This is a genomic window from Thioclava sp. DLFJ4-1 (genome assembly GCF_002020145.1).
Classification (GTDB): Bacteria; Pseudomonadota; Alphaproteobacteria; order Rhodobacterales; family Rhodobacteraceae; genus Thioclava; species Thioclava sediminum.
In genome coordinates, this window is record NZ_MPZT01000001.1 from 539,700 (window position 1) to 545,843 (window position 6,144).

Here is a 6,144-nt window from a genome sequence, read left to right on the forward strand (position 1 = left end):
CCTTTCAGTTGCCCCTGCCGCTGAAGGCGAGCAGGTCTTCGAGATTGTCGTCGGCGCGCAGAAGCGCCTTTCGCACGCCGGAATGGCGCGCTTCGGTCGCGCGTTGCGCAAGCCGGGTCACGGGCGCGCCGATCAGCCAAGGCACGCGCCCCTTCCCGCTTGAAAACATGCGGGTCAGACCGGAAAGCCGCGTGCCGTAGAAGACCCGCAGCAGATCGTCGTCGAGCGAAACGAAGGTGACGAAACTCCCCGGATCGCCCTGCCGTCCGCAGCGCCCGAACAGCTGGCGGTCGATGCGGCGCGCGTCGTGGCGGCCGGTCGCGATGACATGCAGCCCGCCGAGATCGCGCATCGGTTGGTCGATGCGAATATCGGTGCCGCGCCCGGCCATGTTGGTCGCGACCGTGATCCGCCCATGCCCGCCTGCTTCGGCGATGATATGGGCCTCGTGCTCGGTCTCGCGGGCGTTGAGCACGCGATGCGTCAGCCCCTCTTCTGTCAGGAGCGCGCTGATCTCTTCCGAGGCGGCGATGGATTGCGTGCCGATCAGGATCGGGCGGCCCGTCATATGGACGCGCTTGGCCTCGGCCAGAACTGCGCGCCATTTCTGATCGGCGGTCGCGTAATGGCGCTCACCGAGGTTCTTGCGGCGCGAGCGGCGGTTCGTCGGGATGCGTTTCGTGCGCAGCCGATAGACCGCGCGCAGCTCGCCCGAGACCTCGGCCGCGGTCCCGGTCATGCCTGCCAGCGTCAGGTAGCGGCGGAAGAAGCGTTGGTAAGAAATCCGGATCAGCGTCTCCTGCCGACCCGTAATCTCGCACCCCTCTTTAACCTCGATCATCTGGTGCAGCCCGCGCTCCCACGAGCGGTCGGACATCACGCGGCCGGTATATTCGTCGACGATCTGAACGCCCGCCTCATCGACGATGTAATGCTTGTCGCGGTGATAGAGATGCAGCGCCGAGAGCGCCTGCCGCGCCAGTTCCTCGCGGTGAATTTCGGTGGCCCAGACGCCGCCGAAATGCGCGCTTAGCTGGCGCAGACGCGCTTTACCGAGGTCCGTCAGTTCGACCTTCCATTCCTTCTCGCGCACCGTGAAATCGCGCGGACGCGTCAGCTTGCGACCGATCTCGACGGCGCGCTGATAGGTCTGCTCCAGCCCCGAATGATCGCCGGCCCGGGTGATGATCAGCGGCGTGCGCGCCTCGTCGACCAGCACGCTATCCGCCTCGTCCACGATCGCGTAGCACAGCCCGCGCATCAGCAGCCTCTGCCGTTTCGGATCGGTCTTCGACAGCCCCTCCAGCGCCATATGCAGCGCGCGGGTCTCTCCCTCCAGCACCAGCCGGTCCTTGAGGTAATCGAAGGCCAACTGCTTGTTCGTGCAGTAACAAATATCGCAGGCATAGGCCGCCTGACGCTCCTCGGGGCTCAGACCTTCGACGATAATGCCGACGCTGAGACCCAAAGCCCGATAGAGCGGCCCCATCCATTCCGCGTCGCGCGCGGCAAGGAAATCGTTCACCGTCACGATATGCACCGGCACGCCCGAGAGCGCCATGATCGCGGCAGGCAGCGTGGCGGTCAGGGTCTTGCCCTCGCCCGTGTCCATCTCGGCGATCCGGCCCCGCAGCATCGCGCGCCCGCCCAGAAGCTGGACGTCGAAGGGGCGCATCTGCAGCGAGCGTTCGGACTGGATGCGCACCAGCGCGAAGGCGCGGGCCACCAGATCGGCGCGCAGCCCCTTCACCCGCAGCTTCTGCGCCACCTCGACGCGGGCCGCGTTGAAGGCATGCGCCTCCAGCTTCACCAGCGTCTTTTCCTCCTTCGCGACACGGCGCAAAAAGCCCGCGCCTGCCGCCGATTTGATCGAGAAGAATTGCGACACCCGCCCCACCGCGCTCGCCATCACCCGGTCGAGCGTGCCGAGGCGTTCATCCTCGCGCTCGGGGTAGAAGGCGGTCAGCAGACCGGGGCGCTGGACGAGCATCTCAGACATCGTAGAGCCTCAGGAACAGCTGGCGCAGCGCGCGATAGGCCTGAAACCCGATCGGCAGAGTGCCATGCGAGAAACGCACCTCGACGCGACGACCTAGCAGCGGCAGCGCCGCATCGGGGGCCATCTCCAGCTCGAACTCGAAGACCCGTTGCAGCGTGCGCAGCCCCTTGGTGTCGCCCGGATCGACCGGAACGGTGCCGCCGCCCTGCAGCCCCAGCGCGGGCGTCGGCAGGTCGCGGATTCCGCCGGGCACTTCGCGCACGATGGTGGCGGGATAGCTTTGGCCGCCATATTCGACCGGCATCACATCGACGCGGCCCGTCGCGTTGCGCACCAGATCGACATCGTCCTGACCGACGACAACGCGCAAGGCGGCCGTGTCTTCCTCGGTCAGAACGTAGGAGATCACCTGCCCGCGCTTGGCGAACCTGCCCTGCAGATCCTCGCCATTGGGCACCACGGCAAGCCCCGCGCGCGGCGCGCGGATCGACAATTCGTCAAGCTGCTGGGCGAGCCGGTTGCGGTCCTCGCGGGTCGCGGAAATCTCCGCCGCGATCATCTCAGCCTCGACCCGGTCGGTGCGCACCGCTGCCTGACGCTGCAGTTCCAGCCCTGCCAGTTGCGAGTCCAGCACATCGAGCCGCGCGCTGAGCAGCGGATCGTCGAGCTTGATCATCACTTCGCCCGGCTGCACCGCGTCATAGGTCGCGACAGGCACCTCGGTCACGAAACCGCTGGTGCCGACGCGCACCTGCGCCTGCTCGGAGGGCCATGTCACGCCGCTGACGACGGATCGATACGGCGCGGGCAGGACGAACAGGATCACGAAGAGCGCGGCAAGGATCGCGCTTGTCACAAGGACCGCACGCGGCCTGTTGGAGCGGAGTTTCGGACTGGAAGACAGAAAGGACATGGATTTGCCTATGGGCACGAGGATCTGTGTCGTGATCGCCCATGCCGCCAGCAGCACGCCGATGAAGAAGAAGCGGCCGGCGATATAGGTGATGATCGCGAACATGATGAAGAGGCGATAGATGAAGGCGGCGATCCCGTAGAACAGGAACCAGCGCTTCTCGGCGGGCAGCGAGGTGACGGGCTCCGCCTCCTTCATCCCGAAGAGGTATTTCTGCGCGAGATAGGCGTAGTAGCGGTTCGCGCGCTGGCCGAGATTGGGGATCTCCAGCCAATCGGCGAAGACGTAATAGCCGTCGAAGCGCAAGAGCGGGTTGCCGTTGAACAAAAGCGTAGAGACGCCGCCGATCAGCATCACGTTATAGGCGACTGCATGGGCCGCGCCGGTCTCGGCATTGAGCCAGACGAAGAGCGCAATCGAGGCGAGGAACAGCTCCACCATGATCCCGATGCCGCCGACCAGCATCCGCTGATACTTGTCGCGCAGGGCTGAGGCTGCCGAGGCGTCGACATAAGGCACCGGCACCAGAACCAGCAGCATGATCCCGATTTCATGCACCTCGCCGCCGTTCTTCTTCACCGCATATCCGTGGCCCAATTCGTGAAACGCTTTCACCACCGGATAGACCAGCCAGAGCACGAAGAGGTTCTTCGGAGTCAGCACCCGGTCCGCGATATTGTCGGTGATCGCGCCGAAATTGATTGCGGCGAAGATGAAGCCCGCGAGCACGACGAGCACCCAGATCACCGCGAAGGTGCGGGTGAAGAAGGGCCGCACGAAGGGCATGGTGCGGGTCAGGAAAGCGTCCGGGTCCCAGATAGGGATCCGGATGGCGAGCGGCGACCAGATCTTCTGCTTGATCTGCATCGACTGGTGGCGCTGGTAGCGGCGGAACAGCTCGCGCCCGTCGGGCGGCACGTCGCAGATCAGCGCGTCGGCTGCGTGCAACTGCCCCATCAGCCGGATCGCCTCATCCTGCGTGGGGGCCTTCTCGCCAAGCTGCTCGTTGGTGGTGTTCCACAGCTCGTCCATCGTGCGCTTGCCGTTCATCAGCCCGACCAGCCGCCACGCAGCCGGCGAGATGCGATGGAAGCGCCCCGTCGCAATGTCCTGAACCACGAACCAGACGCGCCCGCGATAATCGTGCCGATGGATCGCGACATGTCTACGCAGGCGCGGTTTGAGATCCTTCACCCGATACCAAGACGGAGAGAAGAGCGAGGTGGCCATGTCACGGCCACCAAGACCAAAGCGTCATGCGCACCCAGAGAACGATCCGCCGGGTCCAGATCCAGACAAGGCGGTGTTCCTCGACCTCGATCTTGGCGACCCCTTCCATGCCCGGACGCAGCGCATCGATCGGCCCGTCGGTCACGGAAGCTTCGACGAGGAACTTGTTCGCCCCCGCTTCGGCATTGGAGATCGGCGTGATCCGGTCGACCTGCACTTCGATAGGCGTGTCGGGCAGCGAGGCCAGAATGAGCGCACCGCTCTCGCCCGCTTTCACATCCTTCACGTCGCGCTCGTCTACACGCAGCATCACGCGGTAATCATCGAGGGGGGCGACCTGGAACAGCACGTCGCCGCGCTCGATCGGCGCCCCCAGCGCCTGCGTCAGATCGCCCGAGACCACGACCCCGTCGAAGGGCGCCTTGATCACCATCCGCCCGATCTCCTGATCGAGCAGTTCGATCTGCGCATCCGCTTGTTCGATCTGACTTTGAAGGATCAGCGCCTTGGCGCGTTCGCGCTTGGCCATGGCTTGCGAATATTCGCGGGTCTGCTTGGACTTCTGGCTTTCCCATTTCAGCCGCTCGAGCCGCAGGTCGCGGTCGTCGAGCTTGGCCATCACCTCGCCCGCCTTCACGATATCGCCCGCGCGCGCATCGGCCTCGGCGAGATAACCCTCGATGGGGGCCGAGATCGCGCGCTGGATACGGCCCTCGATGGTCGCATCGGCGGTCACGCGATACATGCCCTTGGCGAACCACGCGAAGGCCAGCAAAGCGACCAGCGCAATCGCGGCCAGTTTCAGCGCCGCATGATTGGGGCCGAACAGCGCCTTGAACGTATTGACGCTCGCATCCCATGTCTTCGCGGGCAGCCAGCGGTCCTCGCGCCGCTTGATCGCCAGAACTGGGCCGAGCAGCACGCCCGCATATTCCGCCATCTGGATCGTATCGCGCCCGAACGGCTCGCCCGCCGGGCGTTCCAGCACCAGCGCGCCGACCAGCTTCTTGTCCTCGGTCAGCGGCACCGTGCAGAGCGTCGCCCCGCCCTCGGTTTCCGACAAGGCCGCATGGGCGCGCAGCACCCGTTCCGAGCCGTCCTCGGGCGGCGGATAGCTCAGCACCGCCTGCTGGTCGATCGCCTCGTCCATCGCCGCCTCGATGGCACGCACGAGGTTGGACCGCTTGCCGAAGCTCGCGGAATTCGACAGCGCCCGCACCCGCGCGTGGCGCCCACGGGTCAGGCCGATCGCGACCAGTTCGCAATTGAGAACGCCCGCAAGTTCAGAGGCCACCGCGGTCGCCGCTTCGATGAACCGGTCGTGGTGCAGGCTGGTCGCGAGCAGTTCGATCACCGAGGCGAGGCTGTCGCCCGAGCCGCCCTGCTTGCGGCGCAAGAACGCCTCGAGCCAGCCCGAGCCCCATTGCAGCTGATCGATCGCAAGGTCGGTGCGCGCCTCCGGATGCGTGCCGATCTGGATCGCCGCCGCACCGCGGAGCTGGCCCTCCATACGAATCGGCACCGCAATGGCCGCGCCGCCCTCGCTCAGCGTCTCGATCACCATGCGCTCGGCATGGATCGCGCCGTCGATGGCCGCCATCAATTCGCGTTTCGGCTTGGCGCTTTCGGGCCAGATCGCGGCGGGCTCGAACCGGCTGCGACCGATCCCGGCCAGCACCACCAACCCCTGTTCCAGCCCCGTCACCTGACGCGCCATCGCATCCAGCCAGGCCTGCGACACCTGCGCGCGGTCTGTCCCCGATTTCAGCCTGCCGAGGGTTTCGGAATCCAGAAATACCGAGCCCGTCGCCTCGCCAGACGCTGTCCCTGCGTGTTGCTGCAAAATTGCTCCCTTGAGGGTGCTCCCCAGCGCCCTTCCCGTTCGTCTATGTCCCTGAAAGTGCCGATTTAACGGCCAAAAACGCTCCCTTACCCGAAGTAAACGAGCAGTTCATGATTCCATCAAGAAAAAACGAGGCAGTTGAACGCATTGGCCCCTGCG

General features: G+C 65.4%; 3 protein-coding genes. All 3 read right to left on the reverse strand.

Annotated elements, in window-relative coordinates; all coding sequences use genetic code 11:
• Positions 1 to 4 precede the first annotated feature (4 nt).
• The 3 genes from BMI85_RS02580 to BMI85_RS02590 are packed head-to-tail and all read right to left on the reverse strand — an operon-like array spanning position 5 to position 5,883.
• Positions 5 to 1,999 carry a preprotein translocase subunit SecA gene (locus BMI85_RS02580; protein ID WP_078599400.1) on the reverse strand — a complete coding sequence of 665 codons (1,995 nt, stop codon included), beginning with the start codon at positions 1,997 to 1,999 and terminating at the stop codon, positions 5 to 7.
• On the reverse strand, positions 1,992 to 4,142 hold the full coding sequence (locus BMI85_RS02585; protein WP_078599401.1) for a hypothetical protein: 2,151 nt from the start codon (positions 4,140 to 4,142) through the stop codon (positions 1,992 to 1,994). Before BMI85_RS02585 ends, BMI85_RS02580 begins: the two co-directional genes overlap by 8 nt.
• 1 nt (position 4,143) lies before the next feature.
• A complete protein-coding gene (locus BMI85_RS02590; protein WP_210402297.1) occupies positions 4,144 to 5,883 on the reverse strand; it encodes an HlyD family efflux transporter periplasmic adaptor subunit in 1,740 nt (579 codons plus the stop codon).
• Positions 5,884 to 6,144 lie beyond the last annotated feature (261 nt).

Excerpts from the sequence above, each read along its gene's own strand:
- BMI85_RS02580 (WP_078599400.1), bottom strand. The coding sequence starts at position 1,999 with ATGTCTGAGATGCTCGTCCAGCGCCCCGGTCTGCTGACCGCCTTCTAC.
- BMI85_RS02585 (WP_078599401.1), bottom strand. The coding sequence starts at position 4,142 with ATGGCCACCTCGCTCTTCTCTCCGTCTTGGTATCGGGTGAAGGATCTC.